Genomic DNA, 21284 nt, shown 5'->3' with positions numbered 1-21284 from the left:
ATGAAACAAATCAATAAACTCTCCATTTTTTTTACCGTGTGTATTGGCTTGCTTATCTCCAGCACAGCGCAAGCTAATTATAAAAACACAGACCATAAAACAGACTCGCTTATTCAATTATCCTTAAGTCAATTAGACAAACCTGATCATATCGCGACTGTAGTCAAAAACACGGAAGATAACCAATTAAAAAAACAACTCCTGGCTGATATCAATACCATTATCACCCTCCAGAATAGCTTAAAATGGATATCTTTCAGCGGCACCAAACTAGCTCTCGTAGATATCCTATCCAAGCATCCTCAAGCTGGTAAAGAACTCAAAAATTACCTGAAAGAACTTGATAAAAAAGAAGCCAGAATAAATAAAATCAAAAGCAGCATTTATCAACTTGATAAAAAAGCCATCAATGAGGTTCAACAGTTTCTGGACCATCATCGTGCTATTTTACTCAAAAACCCGTACCTGAATAATAAAGAGTTACTTGTACTCCGACATAAGGTGAAAAATGCCCGTAAAGCAATGGCTGCTCAGATTGGTCGCAATCAAAACAACTGGTCAACAGCCGATGAAATTAGACGCCAAGGATGGAACAATGATATATGTGTGTTAAGCAACCTTCAGGGAGATATAAAGGTCAACTCTCTAATAAAATCGAACAAGGGTGCTCCCATCATGGACATCGACTTACACTGGGATAGCAAACGACTTATATATGCAACCGTTGGGTCCAATAAACGCTGGCAGATAGTGGAGCATAATCTCACCAATCAGAGCAAAACAGTATTAACTCCTGAAGGATATGATGATATTGATTATTTCGATCCCTGCTACCTTCCTAACGGTAAGATAGTTCTATCAACAACAGCGGCGTATGTAGCTGTGCCTTGTGTCGGAGGTAATAACAAAGCATCAAGCTTACACCTGCTCGATCCTGAGAACAATGGCTTGAGACAACTGAATTTCGGACAAGAGAGCGAATGGAATCCCGTGGTGCTCAATAACGGAAAAGTCTGTTATCTCAGGTGGGAATACACCGATAACTCACATTACTTTACCCGTATTCTCATGAACATGAATCCGGATGGAACAACTAAAAAGGAATACTATGGCAGTGGCTCATATTTCCCTAATTCGTTGTTTGATGTTAAACCCATTCCCAATCATCCTTCTCAATTCGTTGGTATTGTATCCGGTCATCATGGCATAGCCAGATCGGGCCGCCTGATAATCTTTGATCCGGTTAAAGGGAGAAAAGAAGCAGATGGCGTTGTGCAGGAAATTCCTGGCCATGGCAAAACAGTAGAACCAATAATTAAGGACCGATTGGTAGATGGTGTCTGGCCACAGTTTTTAACCCCCTACCCCTTAAGTGAAAATTATTTTCTTGTTTCAGCTAAAATGGGTCCTGATGAGTTATGGGGCATCTATCTGGTTGACAAATTTGATAACATGACACTGGTGCACGAAGAGGAAGGAGCTGCTTTAGTTGAGCCTAACCTACTTAAGAAACGCCCTGTTCCACCAGTTATACCTGAGCGCGTCAACCTTACCGACTCCACCTCAACAGTGTATATAATGGACATTTATCAGGGACAAGGACTGGAAGGTGTACCACGGGGAACGGTAAAACAATTGCGTATTTTCACCTACGAATACAGCTATAATAAACGGGGCGGTCACGATATAATTGGCCTGGAAAGCAGCTGGGATGTGAAACGCATATTAGGTACAGTACCGGTTGAAGAAGACGGTTCGGCGACCTTCAAGATACCTGCCAACACCCCTGTCTCCCTTCAGCCTTTAGACGAAAACGGTGCTTCGCTTCAGCTAATGCGCAGCTGGATGACAGGCATGCCCGGCGAGGTAGTCAGCTGCGTCGGTTGTCACGAGTCGCAAAACACCATGCCCAAATCCAGATTTACCGCTGCATCGAGGAAACAACCCTCTGAAATCACTGATTGGTATGGCGATATCCGTCCATTCACCTATAATAACGAGGTTAAACCCATTATTGAGAAACGATGCGTTGCCTGTCATAATGGAAACAGCTCATCTATCCCTGACTTTTCAAGTGACGAGAATAGTGGATACAATGGATTCTCAAAATCATATATGGCTCTTCATCCCTATGTGAGAAGACCCGGGTGCGAATCAGACTTTTATACCCTTGAGCCTATGGACTATTATGCCAATACCAGCGACCTGGTTCAGATTCTGGGTAAAGGTCATTATGGGGTTGAACTGAACGAGGAAGAGTGGGATCGCTTGCTAACCTGGATTGACTTAAACGTTCCGTATTATGGCGAGTATAATGCGCCGGAGTTTAATGGCTACAACCAGTACGAAAGAAGAAAAGAACTAGCCAAACAATTTGCTAACGTGTGCATTAATAGTAAACAAGAGTTGGAAAAAGCCAACCGGAAGAGAAAAGAAACTGGCCCAATCACTCCTATCATGCCAGACTACAACCCCCAAAAGAAGGCACCGTTAGAGCTAAATGGCTGGCCGATATCAGCCGATGATGTTAAAAAGCTTCAGGAAGAGTCAGCAGTCAATAACGCACTTACCAAACAGGTAGATATTGGCAACGGCATCGTGCTTGACTTTATTCGCATCCCTGCGGGAACCTATATTATGGGAGATAATGCCGGACAACCTGATCAGGAGGAAAAAATTGTGACCATCGAAAAACCCTTCTGGATGATGAAGACCGAGGTGACTAACAAACATTTCAGAACCATCTTTCAAGACCACGACAGCCGGGCAATAGACCAACAGTGGAAAGACCATATCTTTCCGGGGTATCCGGCCAATGAGGATCAAATGCCGGTCATCAGGGTTTCCTGGGAGCAAGCCATGGAGTTTAGCAAGCGCCTGAGCGATAAAACAGGCTTAAACATCACCTTGCCAACCGAAGAACAATGGGAATGGGCTGCTCGGGCAGGAAGCAACACCCCCATGTATTTTGGCAACGTAAATGATGACTTCTCAAAGTATGAAAACCTGGCAGATATCAGCCTCAAGGACCTGGCGGTAATTGGTGTTGATCCAAAACCAATGAATGACAAGGATTCACGCCGCCGCTACTATGATTTTGTACCCCGCGACACCCTTTATAACGATGGAATACTGGTACCACAAAACACAGGACAATACCATCCCAATGCATGGGGCTTGCATGATATGCTGGGTAACGTGGCTGAATGGACACGATCCGATTACAAACACTTTATCTTTGGCCTTTCAGTGAATAAAGAACAACTGAAAACGGCCAAAGGTGGCTCATGGAGAGACCGGTCTAAGTACGCTACTTCGGCAATCAAGGAAGGTTATCTGAGCTATCAGAAAGTGTTCAATGTTGGTTTCAGATTAATAATAGAAGACTAGTATTAAATTCTTAAGGAATATAAGCAATGCGCATTATTCGTTTAGTAACAGTTTGTATCTTCCTGTTCAGCACCATATTGCTACAGGCGCAAAAAGGTCAGCAACCTTTTTCACCCTCTGACATGGCTACTGACAGCGATGGCAAATTCATTGCCGTTGCAGGAAAGACAGCCAATACAGTGCTGGTGATACGGCTAAAGGATGGTAAAGTCGTTAAAACGATTAATACAGATCTGTCACCCACTGGAGTTATATTTAAGAATGAGGCACTTTGGATAAGTAAGACCGATTCCAAGGGATACCTTCAAAAAGTGAATCTCAGGAATAATGAAATAATTAACGTAAAAGTGGGACATGGCGCCTGCTCTCCCATAGTACATCCTACAAAAGACATTATCTATGTAGCCAACCAGTACTCCAATGACATATCGGTAGTAGATATCAATCAACTGAAAGAAACCAGTCGGATCAAAGTATTGCGCCAGCCTATGGCCCAAACCATATCACCGGATGGCAAATATCTTTTTGTGGCTAATCTGCTACCTGAAACACGAGCCGATATTGATACAGTTGCCTCGGCCGTATCGATCATTGATACGGAGACAGCGGAAAAAATCAAAGACATCCGGCTGGCAAACGGCAGTAACGCCCTACGCGACATACAAGTATCTCCCGACGGCCGATATGTTTTCATCAGCCATAACCTGGGCCGTTTTCAGGTGCCAACCACTCAGCTTGTACAGGGATGGATGAATACCTCTGCCATATCTGTGATTGATGCACGTGCACTTACCTATGTTGCAACCGTTATTCTGGATCAACCGGAACAGGGAGCAGCAGGCTCGTGGGGAATCGATATAAACAGCAAAGAATTGGTTGTTGCTCATTCGGGGACACATGACTATAGCCGCATTTCTTATCAGGCATTCATCGACAAGCTAATGAGTCATCCCAATAAGCATCAACTCACCTACGATCTGAACTTTATTCAGGATGTTCGTAATCGATATCCGGTAAAAGGTAATGGTCCAAGAAGTGTTGTGATGACCGAAAAGCAGCTGTTCGTCGCCAATTACTTCAGCGACAACATCGAAATAATCGATCTTGATAAGTCCAACAACGCAAACGAAGTCATTGCACTGAACAAGGGTTATCAGCCAGATGACATACGACTGGGAGAAATGATATTCAATGATGCTTCGCATTGTTTCCAGGGCTGGCAGTCGTGCAACGGATGCCATCCTAACGACGCTAGGACAGATGGTTTAAACTGGGATTTGCTGAACGATGGTATTGGCAATCCGAAAAACTGCAAAAGTCTTTTGATTAGTCACCATACCCCTCCTTCTATGATAACGGGCATACGTCCCAATGCTGAAGTGGCTGTGCGAGCCGGATTCAAACACATTCAATTTGCCGAAGTTACCGAGGATGACGCACGTAAAGTTAATGCCTATTTGAAAAGCCTGAAAGCTGTTCCCAGTCCTTTTTTGAATGACGACGGAGAATTATCGGCCAAAGCCTTAAAAGGAAAAGCCGTATTTGAAAAAGCAAATTGTAGCTTCTGTCATCATGGTGCCTACTATTCCGATCTCAAACGTCATGAAATGGGACAACAGGGTGAATTTGACCATCAAAACACCTGGGACACTCCCACATTGGTTGAGATATGGAGAACAGCACCATACCTGCACGACGGCAGAAGCGCCACCCTCAAAGATGTGTTCATCACAGAAAAGCACGGTTTGAAATTCCACAAACTAAGCGAAGAAGAAATAAACCAGCTAGTTGAATACCTTAATTCACTTTAATGTTAAAATTTAGTTCCATCCACAGTGCTATCCCTGAGTTTGAACAGGCTGTCTGTGCCATCTTCAAACAACTTCATACAATTAATAACCTGGTAAAGATCAGCTTTTTCACCGAACCCTATTCCAACTGCCATCCGGATCACCCCAAAGCAATTATCGCCCAATATGCGCAAGAGAGTCTTGCTGACGTCCCTACAGGCATATCAGTAATTGAACAGCCCCCGCTCGGCTGTTTCCTTTCTGTGGAATACGCAACCTATGAAGGCGATGGCACGATATGCCACAAACATGATAATGGTCTTGATTATATAATCATTGAGGAAAAGGATAAACGACTGCTCCTCCTCAATGGCATCTCTAACAGCCATGATCTGACATTAGAAGAACAGGCAAAAACGGCTTTTGAATCAGTAAGTCTCATCCTTAAGAAAAATGGGTTTCCATTAAACTCAATCGTCAGGCAGTGGAATTATATTCCCGGCATTATTGCCTTCGACAAAGGAATACAAAACTACCAGGCATTTAATGATGTAAGAAGCCGTAAATACAACACGACCTCGTGGCCCTCAGGCTATCCGGCAGCAACGGGCATCGGCGTTGATGGACAACAGCTGATAATAGACATACTGGCAGTTGATGGCTACACTACTCAGACTATCAGTAACCATAAACAAGTTGACGCACATGACTACTCGGCCGATGTTTTGATAGGCCAATCAAATGGCAAAACAAGTCCTAAATTTGAACGAGCCAAAGCTGTAGTATCCGGCACTTCCGGCATGCTTTTTATATCAGGTACGGCTGCTATAAAGGGTGAAGGAAGTGACCTGACTGATATCAGGCAGCAAACACTGCTCACACTGAAACATATCGAAATGCTTTGCTCTTCGCTTGATAATGATTCACCAGGTATTCAACAACTGCGGGTTTATATTAAGCGGGAAGAAGACTTTGACCAGGTTCAGAAAATTTGTCATGAACATTATCCGGATGCAGCCATCATTTACGTTCAGGCCGACGTTTGCCGCGATGAATTATTAGTTGAGATAGAAGCCTTTGCTACTTTACATGTATAAAAATTAAAGCCACGCATGCCTACGTGGCTTTAATTCGGACTATCTCGTATTGTTAGTTACACCCCCTCGTAGGCCGTCCTTCTTCTTTTCTGCTTTATCCTTTTCCCTGTTCAGTTTCCAGTTATCAGTTTTCGGTTTTGTACTCGCTACTCTTCGACTGTTAAAATTGATTGTCAGATGTTCAGATAGTACCAAGGTTCGTACGTTCATGTGTTCGTGGGGTCGTGCCTTCGTACGCTAATGCCTTCTCCCTTCTGCCTGTCTCATCTGCTCCCTTTTTGGTAACCCATCCGTCCCGGTTCTCGGGACACCTTCCCTTCGAGAAGAGAAGGAAGTCCAACCACCAGCGTAAGGAGCGTTTTCGAATTGGATTAAAAATAAATTTTCGGATGTTCAGATTCTCAGATTGTGCGTGACTCCGTACGTTCATGCCTTCGTGCCTTCTTTCTTCGCATTCTCTTGGCGACTTGGCGGTTAAAAGGTCAGTTATTGGTTATCAGTTATTCAGATTGTGCGTGACTTCCTACGTTCGTGCGTTCCTGAGCTCGTAACCTCGTGCCTTCTCCCTTCTGCCTGTTTCCTTGCTCCTCTTAACCCACCCGTCCCGGTGCGCTGCACCTTTGTTTCCCTTACATCCATAGCTACAAATATTTCGCAGCACTGCTGCTCAAAACGTGGAATTAAATATTGCTGGTAATCGGTTCGTACGTTCGTGACCTCGTGCCTTCGTACGCTCATGCCCTGCGATCTAATTGTCTGATTATATGCGAGCTTATTAAGCCATTTTACTTATTAAGAAGTATTCTATATTATGTAATTTGAGGAAAGTGATTAGGAAATATTCGAAGATGTGTTGTAACTTGAAACATAAGATTGTGAGAAGTAAACCGTCGGCTGGTCATCAACCATTCCTGTTTTGCAGCTCGGATCGGATGAGGAGGCCGACGGAACTTCCGCAAGATATCACATAATTTAATCTTACCATGAGTTATTTTAATGATTTTGAACTTTGGAAAGAGCAAATCGAGAGCCTCGCACCCGATGCGATTAAATTACCCAACCAGCCCGTAGATGATTTTGTGGCAAGCACCGAAACCCTGGCTATTGAAGCGAACGAAGACCGGGACGCTTTAACCGCTGCAGGCATGGATCCTTCACTTATTGATAACTTAGTAACACTTAGTGGAGCTTTGCGCTACTGCGAGGCCCAATGGAAGAGCGAATACCGCGCCCGTATTGACGCTCAAAAGGAATGGCAGGAAAAATCACCCATGGCCTATGGGTTAAAAAAAGACTTATTACATCATTTTTCGTTTGCTTACCGTAAGGATGATAACATTCAGAAAAAGGTGATGCGCATTCGCGAAGGAACCAGTCACGCTGATATGGTTCAGGATTTAATTGAACTGGCCGTTTTAGGTGAAAAACATCCCGAACCACTAACGGCCATCAATTTCAATCTGGATCAATTACAAACAGCACGTGCGCTGTCGCACGCCATGTCTGAACTGCTGGCGGCAGCCAATGGTTCGCTGGATGAAAGCAGTGGCACGAAACAATTGCGCGACAAGGCATTTACCCTATTGTATAAAACGGATAGTGCTGTTCGCGAATATGGTCGTTATGTCTTTTGGAAAGATGAGGATAAAAGAAAGCGATATTATCGCTAACCATTCCTGAAACCCTTGATTTTATTAGCCCCAAGGGCACTTCCACAAGTCCCTTGGGGCCTTTTTTGATTTCAATTGGCACTATTTTGATCCCAATCGGCCATTTTCCGAATACAATTACCCTAAGCACCAGCCCATCGGTCCTGTTTTTTAACTCCATTGGCAAAAAATGTGCTTCCATAGGCTATTTTTCAAATTTAATCGGGGAAATTTCCGCTCCAACTGGCTATTGCTTTGATTTAATTGGCTATCAAAAGCCTCCCCTTGGCCAATTTTCGATTTCAATCCCTGCTACCGCGGATTCCAGGTGCAATCGCGCGGCAGCGCGGGGCCTGCTGTCGAATTGGTTTTCAGCGACTAAAGACTAGTGAACTCGTTTTTTCTTACAAAAAATGAGGTATTCGACTGTAGATATTTCTTAATTTTGGTGTATATACTCAACGCTATCTTATGCGGGCAACAAAAATCATCCACCGGGGAGAGCATCGTATTCAAGTTGATTTCCCTTACAACCAGGAGATTGCTGGCTTGATTAAGCAAATTCAGGATGCTAAATGGAGCAAAACGCTGGGTGCATGGCATATCCCCTATACCGAACGTGCATTTAATCAGTTGAAAAAACTTTTCCCGAAGATGGACTGTCCCCCCAACGTTTTTGTTGAAAAACCGGAAGAATCGAAGCTCATTTCCTCCATAGCGGTTCACCCTAAGCCTTCGCAACAACGAAAAGGTGTTTCGGTGCAGGTCATCGGCAGGAAGATCATCTTGAAACTGCCTAAGAATGACCGTGACACTCGCTTTATTGTTTCATTGCGCTACAGCCGGTGGGACCCGAAACAGTTTTGCTGGATTGTGCCGAATTACCCGGGCAATTTAGAGCTGATTAACGACTATTTTAAAGATCGGATTAGCGAACTGATTATTCATGAAGAGCAGGAAGTCAAAACAAGTACCGATGCGCAAAGAACCTTAAATGCGAATGAGCTTTTAATCATCAAAACCAAGACGGGAAGGTTAAAATTAATTTTTGGGTTCAACAAAGCCTTAAGTTAGCATTCATATAAAAACAGCACTGCAAATAAGAAAGTGATTATTGAAAAAACATATAATCCCAGTTTTCCTCTAAACCAATATGTTGATTTAATCTGGATTGGTAAAGCATCAGAACTTGAAATGAGTTCAAGTCATCATGCTGCTTTATTTACCGAACTCATTTTTAATTATGGAGACAAGTTCGAGATTGAAGGTCAGAATGTTGAGAACCTTGCTTCAAGTAATGGTCATCAAATTTTATCAGGTTTAAAAACATCACCTTTTCAAACTAAAATATTTGGAACTTATGGCAATGTGGGACTTATTCTAAAACCATTTTGCTATGGGATGCTTACTAAAAAGTTTGGTTCAAAGGCAATGGATAACATTTCTGCAATTTTATTCGAACAACTATTTGTGCCAACAAACCCTGACTTTGAAAGAGTAGAACAGCATCTATTAAAAATATTTGAAGTTACCCCCATTGATAATGATTTGGCAAAGTTTGAAAGTTATATATCTAAAAATCTTTTGGAAAAAGGAAGCTTAAAAGACTTCAATATGTCTATTTCAATATCACAGAAAAGTTTTATTCAGAAGTTTAAAAAACATTTTCTTCTTACCCCAAGTGAATATATAAAATTGAAGCAGGTAAATTATGCTATTCAATTGCTACAAAATAAAGACTCGGAAAAGCTTATAAATATTGGATTAGACTCAGGTTTTTACGACCAATCGCACTTTATAAGAGTTTTTAAGAAATTCTGCGGAGTAACCCCAAAACAATTTTTAAATGGGTAAATTTTGTACAATTTTATCAAAAGCTCATTATTTATTTTTGCGAAATAAAGTAAGGAGAATATTATGAGAAAGTTAGTATTGTACATTAGTATGAGTATTGATGGTTATCTGGCAACAAAAGATGACGAATTGTCTTGGTTATCAATAGTTGAAAAAGAAGGTGAAGATTATGGTTATCATGATTTTTATAAGGATGTTGATGCTTACATTGTTGGCAAAACAACATACGATACAATTTTAAAGCTTACAGGAGGAAAGTTACCTCAAGCTGAAAATTTGGATTGTTATGTTATTACAAGACAAAATATTGCAGACAAGGAAAATATTACTTTTTACAACGGTGATATTGAGCAATTAATACATAAATTGAAATCCGAGCAAGGAAAAAATATTGTTTGTGATGGCGGCGGTCAGATTGTAAAATTGTTGATGCAGAAAAACTTAATTGACGAATATATCATTTCTGTAATACCTGTATTCTTGGGTGACGGAAAACGTTTATTTATTGGTGGGATAGATACGATAAACTTAAAAGCATTATCGAGTAAAAGCTTTGACACAGGGCTTGTTCAACTTCATTATTCAAAGCAATGAGAAATATTGTCATAAAAGGAGCAAGACAAAACAATCTGAAAAACTTGGATTTAGAGATCCCAAGAAATCAGATTGTACTGTTTACTGGTGTCTCTGGTTCAGGAAAATCATCGCTTGTTTTTGAAACGATAAACTCCGAAGCACAAAGACAACTTTATGATACATTTAGCACATTTGCGCGAAGCAGAATGCCTAAATATGAACAGGCTGATTATGATTTGATTGAAAACTTATCTCCTGTTATCCTAATTGAGCAAAAGAGATTTTCTGGAAATTCAAGGTCTACAGTTGGTACTGTAACCGAAATTTTCACATACCTGCGATTATTATATTCCCGAATCGGTTCTGAATTTATTGGAGGTTCAAATCATTTTTCTTTTAATTCTCCCGAGGGCATGTGCGAGAATTGTAGTGGAACTGGTAAAGCGACAAAAATCGAAATTAATTCTTTGATAGATTGGGATAAATCAATAAATAATGGAGGAATCTTATTTAGTGATTTCAAAGTTGATTCGATTTATTGGAAACAGATTGTAATGTCTAATTTGTTTGATTGTGATAAACCTTTTAAAGATTTTTCAGAATCAGAAATAAATGACTTTTTGTATGCGAAAGCCATTCGTTACAACATGGGAAGTGAAGAAGGATTCCTGAAAGGAAATTATGAAGGTATATACACAAAAATTAACCGTTTGTATCTAAATAAAGACATTGCAAGTTTATCAAAGAAGAAACAGGATGTTATAAATAACTACATTCATCAAGGGACTTGTGATAAATGCGGTGGAGCACGATTAAACGAAAAAGCACTTTCGATAAAAATAAATGGAAAAAATATTTATGAATTGTGCCTGTTGCAATTAAATGAACTGTATGGTTTTATTTCACAAATTGAAAACCCACTTGTAGAAACAGTTCTTCAACAAATTAAAATACGTTTACAGTATTTGGTAAATATTGGAGTTGGGTATTTAAACCTATCGCGAGAAACAAGTACATTGTCGGGAGGAGAAGCTCAACGAGTTAAATTGGCAAAACAATTAGGAAGCAGCTTGACCGAAATGCTCTATATATTAGACGAGCCAAGTGTTGGTTTGCATCCGAGAGATGTGCATTTGGTTAATGAGTTGTTCAAAGACTTAAAAGAAGCAGGGAACACAGTTTTGGTAGTGGAGCACGACCCCGATGTTATTAAAATCGCAGACCATATTATTGATATTGGACCAAATGCAGGAGCAAAAGGCGGAGAAATAGTTTATCAAGGAAGCTATAAAGGACTAAAAAAATCTGATACTTTAACAGGTAAGTTTTTAAACGATCCAATTGAGCGTCAAAACCGATTAAGAAAATCGGACGAGTATTATCAAATAACCAATGCGACAGCTAATAACCTAAAGTGTATTTCTGTAAGAATTCCTAAGAAAGTTTTTGTTTGTATAACTGGCGTTGCAGGTTCAGGTAAAAGTTCATTGATTCATAAAGAATTTGTAAAGAAAAATCCTGAATCAATTGTTATAGACCAAAGTCCTGTTGGTCAATCTGAACGCTCTAATTCAGCAACTTATACAGGAGTATTTGACTTAATCCGAAAAGAATTTGCGAAAGCCAATAAAGTAAATAGCTCTCTGTTTAGTTTCAATTCAAAAGGAGCTTGTCCTAAATGTAATGGATTAGGTTATATAACTATTGATATGGCATTTCTTGATTCAGTAAAATCAAAATGTGAAGAATGCGATGGGAAAAGATACAGCAAAGACGTTTTAAAATATGTCTACAAAGGAAAGAACATCTTTGAAGTTTTAGAATTGACAATTAATCAAGCATATGATTTCTTTGAAAGCGCAGAAATCCAATCAAAGCTTAAATTGCTCATTGAAGTAGGATTAGGATATCTAAAACTTGGACAACCGCTTTCAACATTATCAGGAGGTGAATGTCAAAGAGTAAAACTTGCAAGCGAATTACACAAGCAAGGGAACATTTACATCATGGACGAGCCAACAACTGGTTTGCACATGTCCGACATCAAGAAGATTATTGACCTAATGAACAAACTGGTTGATAATGGAAATTCATTAATCGTAATTGAACACAATCTGGACGTAATAAATAATTCTGATTGGATTATTGACATCGGGCGTGAAGGAGGAATTGCAGGAGGAGAATTGATATTTGAAGGAACTCCCGACCAGATAACCGATTGTGAAGAAAGTTATACAGGAAAATATTTGAAAGATTATAGATTAAGAAATACGAATGCTAATCGAGTGGGAAGCCGCTAGGCTAAAAGCCTAGCGGGGAACCCCTCACACCACCCAGCGTACGCGAGCTACGCTCCTCCCTGTCGTTTTAAATGTCCACCGGACATTTAAAAATCAGGCACATACCCGGCGGTTCGTTAAATCATAGGAAACAGAACCGTACTTGGTTTAACTTGATTGTAGCGATCCAGTAAAGGGATGTAATCCCGCTTTTTCAATCGATCATATCGTACCGCATCATTCTGTCAGGAAACGCCATCAATAGAAAACTATACGTGCTTTAACTGCTCATCTTGTTTTAAGCTTTTAACCAACGAAAGACTAACCAGCACCAGGATAATTGCAAAAGGAAAGCCGGTTGAAATAGAAGCTGATTGAAGAGCCGTTAAACCACCTCCTACTAATAAGGCGATGGCAATAGCGCCCTCCATAAAAGCCCAAAATATTTTTTGTCCTTTGGGGGCATTCAATTTCCCTCCTGCGGTCATCATATCTACCACCAAAGAGCCACTATCCGAAGACGTAATGAAAAAAGTACCCACTAAAATAATGCACACAAATGCAGTGATGTCATAAAAAGGGAGGGTCTCCAGCATTTTGAAAAGTCCAATGGAGCTGTCTTGTGCTACGATGGATGCCATATCCAAATTGCCATCCAATTGCAGATTGATAGCGGTTCCACCCAGAACTGACATCCATAAAAATGAAAAGACAGAAGGTAAAACCAAGCCAAAAATCGCAATCTCCCGAATGGTTCTCCCTTTGGAAATCCGGGCAACAAACGTACCAACAAATGGCGACCAGGAAATCCACCATACCCAGTAAAACATCGACCAACCTTTAAACCAGCTTCCGGCCGTACTATTTTGATTTCGGAATAAGCTTAATTCAATCAAATCAGAAAGGTAAATTCCTAAGCTTTGCACAAAACCATCGATTAAGCGAACCGTATTTCCTAAGATTAGCACAAATGCAAAAACAATTAGTGCGATAACAATATTGGCATTACTTAAATATTTTAGTCCTTTATTTAAACCCGTAACAACAGAGATCGTTGCAATTAGAGTAATTCCGATGATGGAACTCACTTGTAGACTAGTAGCATTTTCTAATCCAAAATACTCGGATAAGCCGGTACTGAACTGCAAGGCACCAAAGCCCAGTGAGGTCGCTAATCCAAACAGTGTTGCTAAAACCGCAATAACATCAATTAGATAGCCAGGCCATCCATTCATCCGATCGCCAAATAGCGGAACCAAGGTCGATTTTAATGATAATGAACTGTTTTTATTAAAGGTAAAATAGGCCAGTGCAATTCCGAGTAACATGTAAATTCCCCAAACATGAAAACCATAGTGAAAATAGGTGTTGCGAATGGCTAAGCGAGATTTATAAATATCTGAAGCCCCATCAACAATGGGGTGGCTAAAATGCAGCATCGGTTCTGCAACACTAAAATAGACTAAGCCAATTCCCATTCCCGCTGAAAACAACATCGCTACCCAGGAAAACTTGCTGAAGCTGGGCTTTGCATCCTTCCCTCCAATTCTGATTTTGCCAAATTTGCTAAATGCCAGGTAGAGTACAAATATTAGAAAGTAGTTAATGCTTAGAGAAATAAACCAACCAAAATTACGCGACATATAAGCCTGAAAACCGGAAAATGCAGCTTCCGATTGTTCGTTAAAAATGATGGTAAAACTGACAAATAAAAAGGTGATTAATGCTGCCGGAATGAAAACCGGCTTTGAGATATCAAAATACTTGTTTTTGAAATTATTCATTACTATTGCTTAAGAAATTAAGAGCTTCCATTATTGATTTAAAATGTATTTTCCTGACCTGAAACCTTCTCCAGGTGGAGTACTCCAAAATGGAAGTAGCTGCCTGATAAGTTTTCTTCCTTGTCTGGCACTAAGAATTTGAAATAAGAATTAATTGGAGTGGTTTTTCCTAGGGGGGAACCTCTAATTCACTACTTTCGACACTGCTTCCGGTAATATCATTTACTATGCTGGGTTGAAGAACGGCCCATGCGACAGTTTGATTCATACAATCTATTGTTAAAATAAACACTTAAAATTTTTAATTGGCGGAAACATTCTACGAACAAGTTTTAATACAGGAATAATCAGATTAGTGTCCTGGCAAGAATGGATTAATTTGAGCGGATATACATGTAATTAAAAATGAAACCCTACTTTCAACCTGCATATTTCTCATTTCTCACAATATTGTTTCGGAGCAGAGCCGGTTAAGTATTAAAGCGCGGCGGAACTCATTAACGAGCTTTCACTGGAAACCACAAACCTTACTCTCAACCACTTGCTACTTCAGAATGGGAAGACAGACACCATCTTTCTAAAGATGGACTGAATTTGTATTGAACTTACCTTCCCACAGACATTTTGTCTTTCGTTATGAATAACAATTTCCCAAATAGTTCGCGAAATAACGAAATACAATTAAGTTTTTATAATTTTTTGGACATTATCTGCTTACGAAGAAAATGCAAACACGTCATACATAGCTGACAATGAGGGCGAACAGCTTGAATATTTTTTTCACAAAAAAAATTGTGCAGGCGAATTGTTTCTCCTGTAATCGAGGTTGAAAAAAACGCGACCGATTTTTACGGAGAAAATAAGCAAAGTTGCAACTGACTTTAGAAGCACTGCAAAATCCAAGCCGGATTAGATTTATAATCCATCAAACTTGCCCAATTTGCATCTTCAGTTTTTCAGGCGATCCGGAATATCCTATTGGCTAGCCCCAACCAAACAAACAAAAAAAAAGAGTTGACCGAATGGACAACTCTTTTTTGGGCAGATGAGCCGATGACTAAAAACGGCTTAAAGCGTTTGGGTAATCTCTCCTGTAAATTGCACATCAAAGGGATCATCCTGGTTGCTTAGATAGACCCTAACGGCCTTGTTGAACAGCCCCGGACTGTCAGCAACAAAGCGAATTTTAAGGTCTGATGAAGCTTCGGGAAGAATCGGCTCTGTTTGATATTCGGGCATGGTACATCCGCAAAATACCCGGACGTTGTTGATCAAAACAGGTTTTGGGGTCTTGTTTGTCAGGGTGAGGACAACTTCCTGCTCCTGCCCTACAACCAGGGTCCCCAGCTCATAAACCACATCTTCATAGGCCGAGTCTGTTAATTCCATCATCTTGGTTTCTCCCCTACTGGCTTGTTGTCCCTGGCAATTCCAAATAAAAACAGCAAGTACAGTTATCAGCATGTAATTTCTAAATCCGTTTATTTTAATGTCAAAATAATGGTTCATTTTCAAAGGGATTCCGATTTAGAGATGTATATATTCCAACTAAAAATAAACGAGTTGCCCTTGAGCAACTCGTTATACTTAAACATTGATTCGATTAGTAGCCAGGTGTTTGTTCTAACACAGTCGCTCCGGTTTCGTCAACCGACAAGTCTCGCTGTGTCTGCGGAATTGGCCAACGCTCATGCTTTCCTGCGGTGAAGCTTTTACCTGACAAATGCGTCATTTTAGTTCCTTCCACGCTCAGGTAGTTATTCATCACATCAGCAGCAATGCCCCAACGTACCAAGTCAAAAAAGCGTAATCCTTCCATAGCAAACTCCATTCGGGTTTCATGCTGAATGGCTTTCATGGCAAACTCTTTTGACTCGAAAGTATCATCATAAGTTTCAACCATGTAGTTGGCTGCAGGAGTTCCATCGGAAAACCTTACCACGTTAGAGTCCTTAGCGCGGCTACGAATTTCATTCACCAAATCAGTTGCACGATCCAGCGAACCAACCTGGGCTTCGCATTCGGCTAACCAAAGAATAACATGACCAAAACGGAATTTCCGGAAATTATTGGGGTTCACACCCGTTGCCCAACCGGTTGTGGTAGCCAATCCTTTTTCAGATTGCTTGAACATATTCTTCTTATACAAATAGGGGCCGCCATTGCTGGGATCACGAATCCATCCATAACCAACATGGATTCCCCAATCCAAAAATGGAATTCCCGGACGTCCAACCGTATGATCCAGGCGCGGATCAACAAGCCCGTCGTACATTACATCCTCACCTTTAGTGATATCAGTATCGTAAGGAAGCATATCGTCAGCCGAATAGGTATCATCCAGCAGTGGTAAACCATCATCGCCCACGCGATAAGCACTTACCAAGCTATGTGTTGGTTGAAAGAAGCCACAGCAGGTTCCCATGCCGGCAACCCCATGAGGAAAATTTAAGGCATCGCCCCAGCCACCGTTAGGCGACCCCGATGCTCCATCGTTGGTTGCATATTGAATTTCGAAAATAGACTCCTTGTTGTTATTGAATTCAATCAGGTAGTTCTGCTCATAACTCTCCATGAGCTCGAAAGGCCCATTGGTGTAAACATCATCCAAAAGCGGTAAAGCCTCGCTGTATTTCCCTTGAAGTAAATAAATGCGAGCCAGATAAGTTTTGGCAGCCCACTTGGTAGCCCGACCAACCTCATTCCAGGACTCGGGCAAATTGCTAACCGCGAATTTCATGTCAGTTTCAATTTCCGGCCAAAGCAAATGATCGTTTGCTACTGTTTTAGGCGTTTCTGTGTTTTCATCAATGTAAGGAACCTTACCATGAACCATGGTCAGCTCAACATAAAAATGCGCACGTAGAAATTTGGCCTGAGCCTCAGCCTGCAATTTTTCGGTTTCATTCATGTCTTCAGTTTCCGGCAAATACCGAAGTACATCGTTGGCACGAATAACACCGTCAAACAATCCTTGCCAATGGTTGGCCACATAGCCATTGTCTGCATCAGCGGTAAACGCTTCTACAGGGTTGATAGTTGCCTGATCGCCATAATCTGATCCTTTATAGGCATCGTCGGAAGCGACACTCCCCCATACCCAGTTTGAAACAGCACTGGCCCAAACAGCACCATCGGTAGGCAAATGTGTTCCGTCAACAACAGCATAAGTTCCTGTCAACAAATATTCAATTCCCGTTTTACTGGTTAAGGTTGCTGGAGATCCTTGTCCCTTAGGTTTTATCTCAAACCAGTCATTGGTGCAGGAAGAAATCAGTCCTGCCACAAAGATGAAGGATAGAAATAATATCTTTTTCATATGTCTTTTCATTTTAAGTGATTACAAATTCAGATTAACACCAAACATGAAGATTCGGGAAGTTGGATAAACACCTTCATCAACACCAATCAAGCGATCAGGATTGGAATCCGGGTTAGAAAGTTCAGGATCTAAACCGCTGTAATCTGTAATGGTGAATAAATTGGTAGCCTGAATATACAGCCTTAAGCTTTCAATACCTGCTTTACTAATCAGAGAGCGGGGTAAACTATAACCAATTTGTAAATCTTTCATCCGGAAGTAAGACCCATCTTCAATAAAGAAACTGGAGTTCTTCTGCATAACGGCATCATCGCGTAAGGCAATGGGTTGGGTAATTTTAGCACCTGAATTATAACGTTCCTGAGTCCAGGACTCATACAAACGTGCTTTTCCACGGTTTCCGGAGAAGTTGTTAAACATGATCCAGCGATTTACATAGTTAATCAGATCATTGCCTTGCGATCCCTGGAAGAACATGGTCATATCCCAATTCTTATATTCCAGATCAATATTGATACCGTAAGTAAAGTCAGGATGAGGATTTCCAATGACAGTTCTGTCTGCCGCATCAATCTTTCCATCGCCGCTAATGTCGCGGTATTTAAACACACCCGGCTGGCTGTATGAATCCCCATCAAAAGATTCTGAGTTATAAGGCACATGATCATATACTTCATCCCAAGAATTAAAGATACCATCAACAACATAGCCGTAGAAGGAAGAAATAGGCTCTCCGGTCATTGTAGCGGTATAGGTATTCTGACGCAATGAAGGTCCGTAAAGAATCTCATTCGGGTTTTCGTTCAGCTTAACAATTTCGTTCTTGTAATGCGAGATATTGGCCCGAAGATTCAGTTTAAGATCCCGGCCTATCTTTTCCCGGTAGGAAAGCATCAGGTCAAATCCTTTGTTTTCCATCTCACCAATATTCACTGCTGGCAGTACCAAACGTCCGTAAGTATAAGGCAGGTTCTGATTGTAAAGCATGTCCGTGGTTACCCGTTTGTAAACATCCAGGTTAACCTCCAGTTTATTAAACATGGTTGCATCAATCCCGAAGTTGGTTGTTACACTGGCTTCCCATTTTCCATCCGGATTACCCAATTTGTATTTATGAATACCTGCATCAGTAGCCGAGTTGGAACCCGATAAGCTGTAGTACGATTCGCCATTGTAAACGCGGTAAGTGGTATAGGCATTGTAGTAGCCGCCAACGTTATCATTTCCGTTTTTACCCCAACCAAAACGAAGTTTCAGGTTATCAATCCAGTCCGTATTACTCATGAAGTCTTCTTCCGAAAGACGCCATCCTAAAGAGAATGCCGGGAAAGTTCCCCAGCGATTATCTTCCGAGAAACGCGAAGAGGCATCGCGACGCACAACAGCTTCCGCCAGGTATTTGCCCATGTAGTCGTAATTGATACGTCCAAAGTACGAGAAGGTAGACCACTCGTCAAAGGAGCCATTGGCCACCTGATCCTTTTCTCCAGCATCTAAAACCATGTAATCCAAATCGGTGCTGGCAAATGTTGAACGTCCACCCTGGAACCAATCGTAATTCCATTTAACCGCCTCAGTTCCCAGCAAGAAATTGAAGTTGTGTTCATTGTTGATGCTGGTTTCGTAATTCAAGGTGTTGATCCAGTTATACTGGAATGTTCCGTAATAGTACTGTGATAGAATTTCAGTTGGAATAGCTTCCGAGAATTCCGGGTTCGTCAAGGTGCGATCCTGACGACGGGTCGTCGTATAATCCGCCCCAATTAAGGTTTTCAACTTCAAGCCTGAAAGCACATTAACCTGTGCATAGGCATTGGCCAAAACGCGTAAATCACGGTAATAATCATCTTTGTCTCTTGTAAGAACAGCTACGGGGTTGGCTCCGTTTCCCATGGTTTTGGCTTGTGTTCCTGCAAAATTTCCGGCAATATCATATACCGGAATAAGCGGCTGCATCCGATAAGCTTGCGAAATAGAGTTTCCTTCATCATTATTGGTTCCCTGTCCGGTTCTGTCGGTGTAGGATACGCCCAGACTTTCACCTATTTCAAGCCAATCCGTAATTTTTGTATCAGCATTTGAACGCAAGGAAAAGCGCTCGAATCCAGTATGAATAACAACACCATCCTGGCTCATATAACCACCGGAAAAGGCATATTTCCCTTTTTCAGTACCACCGGATACCGATAGGTTATACTCTTGAATAGGAGCTGGATCTAAAATTTCATCGTACCAGTCCGTTCCTTCTTTATTGGCACGGGTAATTCCATTATAAGGACTTGGATAGCTGTAATCGCTTTCATTAACTTCGCTTGCCATGGCTCCTTCAGGAATAATGTAATCAGGAATCACAGGAACAGATCCGTAGCCATATTGTGAGTTTCCCCAACCTTCGTCACCAACTTCCAATCCCAGGTTTTTACTTTCCAGCCAGAGCAGGTCTCCATATTCCTGAGAGTTCAATAGATCCAAGCTGTTAATGGTCCGTTGAATTCCATAACGGGCATCAAACCGCAAAACCGGTTTTCCGGCTTTACCACGTTTGGTGGTTACCAGAATGACCCCGTTGGCAGCACGCACTCCATAGATCGCAGAAGAAGAGGCATCCTTTAGTACTGACATGGACTCTATGTCATTGGGGTTGATCTTACTCAATCCTCCGGTTGTCGGCACGCCGTCAATAATGTATAACGGATCGTTGTTGTTGACCGAGCCAATTCCCCGTATCCTCACCATTGATTCTCCTCCGGGGGTATTGTCATTGGTAATCGTTACACCAGCCACTCGTCCTTGTAACTTGGCAGCAGCACTTGCAGCCGGCACCGAGCGCAATTCTGTTTCATCAACTGAAGCAACAGCTCCGGTTAAGGTTTTCTTCTGTTGGGTACCATAACCAACTACCACTACTTCGTCCACTCCAATCACGTCGGGCTCCAATACAATCTGAAAAGAGGCCTGATTGCCAAGTGTAATCGTTTCGGTTCTCATCCCGATATACGATACGGTAAGGGCTGTAGCTTCTTCAGGAACCTCTAAGGTAAAGTGTCCGTCCAAATCGGTAATTGTTCCGTTGGTTGTTCCTTCCACAACAATCGATACCCCAGGAATTGGAGTACCATCACTACCAGTTACCCCACCGGTAATAACACGTTCATCTTGTTGCTCTGAATTCATGGCTTTCAAAACAATCAAGTTGTTGTTTTGAAAGCTGTAAGCCAAGTCCTTTCCTTCGAACAGTTCATTTAGAACTTCATTGACATCTTTATTCCGAACATCAATATTGACTGTTTCATCCAGCGATAAAGCGTCTTCCGAGTAGAAGAAACGGAAATTACTTGATTGCTCAATAACGTTCAATACAGAACGTAAGGATTGATTTTTTATTTCCAGGTTAAGCTTGGTGTTTTGAGAATGAACTTCCGCACTTACCTGAACTAATCCCAGCAGTAAAAAAAAGGCTGTTAGTTTCATAAATAGAAAAAGTTTTTTCAATTGATCCCAGGGGGATTCAAAGAACTGTTTTTTTTTCATAGTTTTACAAAT

At 41.3% G+C, this 21284-nt stretch carries 12 protein-coding genes; 8 read left to right on the top strand and 4 right to left on the bottom strand.

What is annotated here, in order from left to right:
• The 8 genes from Q1A18_RS02485 to Q1A18_RS02450 all read left to right on the top strand — a co-directional run bounded on the left by Q1A18_RS02485 (window position 1) and on the right by Q1A18_RS02450 (window position 12656).
• Window positions 1-3390 carry an SUMF1/EgtB/PvdO family nonheme iron enzyme gene (locus Q1A18_RS02485; protein ID WP_299576995.1) on the top strand — a complete coding sequence of 1130 codons (3390 nt, stop codon included), beginning with the start codon at window positions 1-3 and terminating at the stop codon, window positions 3388-3390.
• Window positions 3391-3416: 26 nt separating this feature from the next.
• Window positions 3417-5201 carry a beta-propeller fold lactonase family protein gene (locus Q1A18_RS02480; RefSeq protein ID WP_299576993.1) on the top strand — a complete coding sequence of 595 codons (1785 nt, stop codon included), beginning with the start codon at window positions 3417-3419 and terminating at the stop codon, window positions 5199-5201.
• On the top strand, window positions 5201-6277 hold the full coding sequence (locus Q1A18_RS02475; protein ID WP_299576991.1) for a Rid family hydrolase: 1077 nt from the start codon (window positions 5201-5203) through the stop codon (window positions 6275-6277). Before Q1A18_RS02480 ends, Q1A18_RS02475 begins: the two co-directional genes overlap by 1 nt.
• Before the next feature lie 983 nt (window positions 6278-7260).
• A complete protein-coding gene (locus tag Q1A18_RS02470) occupies window positions 7261-7947 on the top strand; it encodes a hypothetical protein (protein WP_299576988.1) in 687 nt (228 codons plus the stop codon).
• A 450-nt stretch (window positions 7948-8397) separates the two neighbouring features.
• The gene (locus tag Q1A18_RS02465; RefSeq protein ID WP_299576986.1) at window positions 8398-9000 is read left to right on the top strand and encodes a hypothetical protein; all 603 of its coding nucleotides are present in this window, start codon (window positions 8398-8400) and stop codon (window positions 8998-9000) included.
• 33 nt (window positions 9001-9033) lie between these two features.
• On the top strand, window positions 9034-9780 hold the full coding sequence (locus tag Q1A18_RS02460; protein ID WP_299576984.1) for an AraC family transcriptional regulator: 747 nt from the start codon (window positions 9034-9036) through the stop codon (window positions 9778-9780).
• A gap of 63 nt (window positions 9781-9843) precedes the next feature.
• The gene (locus tag Q1A18_RS02455; protein WP_299576983.1) at window positions 9844-10374 is read left to right on the top strand and encodes a dihydrofolate reductase family protein; all 531 of its coding nucleotides are present in this window, start codon (window positions 9844-9846) and stop codon (window positions 10372-10374) included.
• Window positions 10371-12656, top strand: coding sequence for an excinuclease ABC subunit UvrA (locus tag Q1A18_RS02450; protein WP_299576981.1), 2286 nt, complete (start codon window positions 10371-10373; stop codon window positions 12654-12656). The genes Q1A18_RS02455 and Q1A18_RS02450 overlap by 4 nt, the downstream gene beginning before the upstream one ends.
• Before the next feature lie 248 nt (window positions 12657-12904).
• Here the strand turns inward: Q1A18_RS02450 and Q1A18_RS02445 are convergent, their stop codons facing one another.
• The 4 genes from Q1A18_RS02445 to Q1A18_RS02430 form a co-directional block, all read right to left on the bottom strand.
• Window positions 12905-14419 (bottom strand): BCCT family transporter, encoded by a 1515-nt coding sequence (locus tag Q1A18_RS02445; protein WP_299576979.1) that lies wholly within the window; start codon window positions 14417-14419, stop codon window positions 12905-12907.
• A gap of 1068 nt (window positions 14420-15487) precedes the next feature.
• Complete coding sequence (locus Q1A18_RS02440; protein WP_299576977.1) at window positions 15488-15928, bottom strand: DUF1573 domain-containing protein; 441 nt, start codon at window positions 15926-15928, stop codon at window positions 15488-15490.
• Window positions 15929-16022: 94 nt separating this feature from the next.
• Window positions 16023-17738, bottom strand: coding sequence for a RagB/SusD family nutrient uptake outer membrane protein (locus Q1A18_RS02435; RefSeq protein ID WP_299576975.1), 1716 nt, complete (start codon window positions 17736-17738; stop codon window positions 16023-16025).
• Between the two features lie 21 nt (window positions 17739-17759).
• Window positions 17760-21212 (bottom strand): TonB-dependent receptor, encoded by a 3453-nt coding sequence (locus Q1A18_RS02430; RefSeq protein WP_299576973.1) that lies wholly within the window; start codon window positions 21210-21212, stop codon window positions 17760-17762.
• Window positions 21213-21284: the final 72 nt, after the last annotated feature.

The organism is uncultured Sunxiuqinia sp., assembly GCF_947495665.1.
In the GTDB taxonomy this organism is placed as follows: domain Bacteria; phylum Bacteroidota; class Bacteroidia; order Bacteroidales; family Prolixibacteraceae; genus Sunxiuqinia; species Sunxiuqinia rutila.
The sequence above is the reverse complement of the archived record's forward strand: the minus strand, read 5'-3'. Positions and strand labels throughout refer to the sequence as shown.

What these genes read in the sequence shown, in the direction of transcription:
- Q1A18_RS02430 (WP_299576973.1), bottom strand. Translation starts at nt 21,212, where the DNA reads ATGAAACTAACAGCCTTTTTTTTACTGCTGGGATTAGTTCAGGTAAGT.
- Q1A18_RS02485 (WP_299576995.1), top strand. Translation starts at nt 1, where the DNA reads ATGAAACAAATCAATAAACTCTCCATTTTTTTTACCGTGTGTATTGGC.
- Q1A18_RS02435 (WP_299576975.1), bottom strand. Translation starts at nt 17,738, where the DNA reads ATGAAAAAGATATTATTTCTATCCTTCATCTTTGTGGCAGGACTGATT.
- Q1A18_RS02440 (WP_299576977.1), bottom strand. Translation starts at nt 15,928, where the DNA reads ATGAACCATTATTTTGACATTAAAATAAACGGATTTAGAAATTACATG.
- Q1A18_RS02455 (WP_299576983.1), top strand. Translation starts at nt 9,844, where the DNA reads ATGAGAAAGTTAGTATTGTACATTAGTATGAGTATTGATGGTTATCTG.
- Q1A18_RS02445 (WP_299576979.1), bottom strand. Translation starts at nt 14,419, where the DNA reads ATGAATAATTTCAAAAACAAGTATTTTGATATCTCAAAGCCGGTTTTC.
- Q1A18_RS02450 (WP_299576981.1), top strand. Translation starts at nt 10,371, where the DNA reads ATGAGAAATATTGTCATAAAAGGAGCAAGACAAAACAATCTGAAAAAC.
- Q1A18_RS02470 (WP_299576988.1), top strand. Translation starts at nt 7,261, where the DNA reads ATGAGTTATTTTAATGATTTTGAACTTTGGAAAGAGCAAATCGAGAGC.
- Q1A18_RS02475 (WP_299576991.1), top strand. Translation starts at nt 5,201, where the DNA reads ATGTTAAAATTTAGTTCCATCCACAGTGCTATCCCTGAGTTTGAACAG.
- Q1A18_RS02465 (WP_299576986.1), top strand. Translation starts at nt 8,398, where the DNA reads ATGCGGGCAACAAAAATCATCCACCGGGGAGAGCATCGTATTCAAGTT.
- Q1A18_RS02480 (WP_299576993.1), top strand. Translation starts at nt 3,417, where the DNA reads ATGCGCATTATTCGTTTAGTAACAGTTTGTATCTTCCTGTTCAGCACC.